General features: G+C 37.9%; 4 protein-coding genes. All 4 read right to left on the reverse strand.

Annotated features, from left to right (window positions below):
• Window positions 1-682: 682 nt before the first annotated feature.
• Window positions 683-1,216 (reverse strand): VOC family protein, encoded by a 534-nt coding sequence (locus CWB72_RS19740; RefSeq protein ID WP_212747912.1) that lies wholly within the window; start codon window positions 1,214-1,216, stop codon window positions 683-685.
• Window positions 1,217-1,268: 52 nt separating this feature from the next.
• Window positions 1,269-1,619 carry a gamma-glutamylcyclotransferase family protein gene (locus CWB72_RS19745; protein WP_138634999.1) on the reverse strand — a complete coding sequence of 117 codons (351 nt, stop codon included), beginning with the start codon at window positions 1,617-1,619 and terminating at the stop codon, window positions 1,269-1,271.
• 133 nt (window positions 1,620-1,752) lie between these two features.
• Entirely contained in the window at window positions 1,753-1,995 is a 243-nt protein-coding gene (locus CWB72_RS19750; RefSeq protein WP_138635002.1) for a hypothetical protein, read from the reverse strand.
• Window positions 1,996-2,466: 471 nt separating this feature from the next.
• A partial coding sequence (locus CWB72_RS19755) for a hypothetical protein (protein WP_212747913.1) occupies window positions 2,467-2,792 on the reverse strand: 326 nt, incomplete at its 5' end.

Consider the following 2,792-nt stretch of genomic DNA (forward strand, 5'->3'; position numbering starts at 1 on the left):
TGCGCCTGTACTAATAAGCCAAACTTTAAATTAAAAACACTCACCAAACTCAAAATTGCAAAGAAGCATTCGACTGGTGAATGATGATTCTGGTCACAGCTTAAATTGAAAAATGAAAAGCCAAGACCGACTTAAAACTTAATTACGCCACTGTACCTAAAAGCTGATTTGAAGGAAAGACTTGAAGTAAAAACCGTTTCAAAGACAGCAATTTAAAGTGACGCATAACGCCCGATTAACGGGTAAAAGTTGTGGGCTAAAATTGAGCGAAGCGAATAGCCCGCAAGTTTTTTTATCCCTGTTTAATTGCTTGTTATGCGTTGACACACCACTTTCAAAGCGCTTGCGCCTGCACCAATAAACCTAACTTTAAATTTAAAAACACTCACCAAACTCAAAATTGCAAAGAAGCGCTCGACTGGTGAATGACCTTTCTGGTCACAGCTTAAATTGAAAAACGAAAAGCCAAGACCAACTAAAAACTTGATTACGCCACTGTACCTAAAAGCTGATTTGAAGAAAAGACTTGAGGCAAAAACCGTATTAAAGACAGCGATTTAAAGTGACGCATAACGCTTGCAGCAAAGGCAAATTTTGCTGAGCTGGTTTTTGCCTGCGAAGCAGAATTACAAAAAGCGGCACAGTAAAATTTGTCCTGTTTGACTGCACTTGTTATACGCTTTTACTCATATTTAAACAATGGGTTATAGATTAAACCCAATATATTTCCAAACGGATCTTTAACGGTGCCTAACTTTATACCGCCACCAACCTCGGTTATTGGTGTATGAGCCTTAGCACCAAGTTTAAGAAGACGCTCGTATTCAGACTCAATCTTATTTACTCCCCAATATGCAACTACATTAGCTCCTTTGGGAGCCACTTTTTTCTCGGGCATTAAACCAAGCTCAAACCCTCGAATATTAAAACCGATGTAATAAGGTTCATCGAAATAAGGCTCAACCCCAAAGGCTTCTGTGTACCACTTTTTAGCTTCATCCAATTTTTCGAAAGTATAAACCGTAGTACGCAGCCCTAACATTTTTGATTGTGGGGATTCTTTGGATACAGCGCTTACTGAGGCTAATACCAATCCCAATATTAAAAAGCTAAAAATATGTTTCATAATTTGATGTTTTCTACTGTGATTGACTAGCGTATAACGCCCAACTAACCGGTGAGGTTTGCTGGCACGTTGTTTTGCGTGTTTTTGCAAAACGCGTGACCGTAAACCGAATCCGAGTTTAGTTGCTTGTTAGGCATCGTTATTATCTGGTTAATTCGGTGGCTGCACAAACATACGCCCATGCTGTATTACCTGATTTAAAGTTACCAGCTACACGCACATATTCTTCAACTTCATACTCATCAGCTTGATTTAATTCTGATGGTGTTATCTCAAAAACTGTACCTTCAACTTCATCTGAATCATTTCCCGTAAACTTCAAAATTGGGTGAATATCTGTACCGCTAGTTTTTATTACCGATTCATCTTTGATTTTTACTTCAGAAAGGGTGTAACCAATTAACGCATCTTTTTGACCATTTAACTTACGGCCAAACGTTTCTGTCTGGACATGTTCCATTTGTAACGTGCCGTATGAGAATAACTTTTCCATTTATTACCTCGATATTTATAAGTACATCCGAACAGATGCCTAACGCTTAGCTAACAGGCAAAATTGAATAAGCTAAAATCGAGCGAAGCGACGAGCTTATTTAATTTTGTCCTAGTTTAGTGGCTTGTTATATTTACCCGCCACCATGCTTTTGATTTTTATTTGGCAAGTCATTACAAACGGTACAATTAATATTTTTTCGGTAATAGTAAACACGCGTAATTGCAACAATACTTACTGTTATTAATGCCCAAAATACACCGAACTCAATAGAGTATTCTAGACCCCTGCCCTTCAAATATTGAACACTTGATAGTAGGACAAAAATTAGTGGTAAAGCTATGATATATTGAAAAAACCATTTTTTTATTGGCATATTGCTTCCTTAACGCTCCCAACTAAAAGTAAATATAACGCCCGATTAACGGGTAAAAAATTGTGGGCTAAAATTGAGCGAAGCGAATAGCCCGCAAGTTTTTTATCCCTGTTTAATTGCTTGTTATGCGTTGACACACCACTTTCAAAGCGCTTGCGCCTGCACTTATAAGCCAAACTAAAAATTAAAAAAACCCACCAAACCAAAAATTGCAAAAGAAGCATTCGACTGGTGAATGACCTTTCTGGTCACAGCTTAAATTGAAAAACGAAAAGCCAAGACCAACTAAAAACTTAATTACGCCACTGTACCTAAAAGCTAATTTGAAGAACTGGCTTGAAGTAAAAACCGCTTTAAAGACAGCGATTTAAAGTGACGCATAACGCCTTACTAATGGGCGCATAAATGCTTGGCTAAAATTAGCGACGAAGGAGCACAAGCCAAGCGTTTTGCGTCCTTTTGAGTAACTTGTTATATGGCTTTTACCACATTGGTGAATTTTGTATTGTTGAGGACTTTCTCAAACTCTGCTTTTGAGATTTCCTTTTCTTCACCAATTAATTCGAACTTACCTTCTGACAAAAAGCCGTACTCATCTTCGATATGCGTTTCGCTATAGAACAACGCATTTCCCGAGGCGAAAACTTGAATTACTTTTGAAACGTATTCATCTTCACCGACTTCAAAATACCAATCAGAAGTTCCCCAGTGATCTAACTTGTCACCTGTTGATTCGTCCCAATGGTATAAATAATACTTGTGCATTTCCCTAGCCATATAACGAATGAGATGGACTC

This window comes from Pseudoalteromonas phenolica (assembly GCF_005886345.1).
In the GTDB taxonomy this organism is placed as follows: domain Bacteria; phylum Pseudomonadota; class Gammaproteobacteria; order Enterobacterales; family Alteromonadaceae; genus Pseudoalteromonas; species Pseudoalteromonas phenolica_A.

Bases quoted from the DNA above. Each gene is read 5' to 3' on its own strand.
- CWB72_RS19750 (WP_138635002.1), bottom strand. From the start codon at position 1,995: ATGCCAATAAAAAAATGGTTTTTTCAATATATCATAGCTTTACCACTA.
- CWB72_RS19745 (WP_138634999.1), bottom strand. From the start codon at position 1,619: ATGGAAAAGTTATTCTCATACGGCACGTTACAAATGGAACATGTCCAG.